The sequence below is a fragment of the Mesorhizobium sp. M8A.F.Ca.ET.208.01.1.1 genome (genome assembly GCF_004791315.1).
Classification (GTDB): Bacteria; Pseudomonadota; Alphaproteobacteria; order Rhizobiales; family Rhizobiaceae; genus Mesorhizobium.
In genome coordinates, this window is record NZ_SRUT01000351.1 from 1 (window position 1) to 292 (window position 292).

The 292-nt window shown below is 67.5% G+C and carries 1 pseudogene; it reads left to right on the forward strand.

Annotated elements, in window-relative coordinates:
* Nucleotides 1-292 (forward strand): annotated as a pseudogene (locus EN851_RS35615) (DNA repair protein RecN); the annotation flags it as partial.

Genomic DNA, 292 nt, shown 5'->3' on the forward strand with positions numbered 1-292 from the left:
GCCTGTTGCGCCGGCTGCAGCGCAAGGCAGGCGAAGCGCCGGGCCTGCTCGACGACGTGGTGAAGTCGCTCGACGAGGCGATGCTCTCGCTCGACGCGGCCCAGTCCGGTGTCGAAGCAGCGCTTCGCGCCACCGAATATGATCCGCAGCGTTTGGAGAAGGCGGAGGAGCGACTGTTTGCGCTGCGTGCCGCTTCGCGCAAGCACAATGTGGCGGTCGACGATCTGGCGCTACTGCGCGACACGATGGTGGCCGATCTCGCCGACCTCGATGCCGGTGAGGAGCGGCTGCA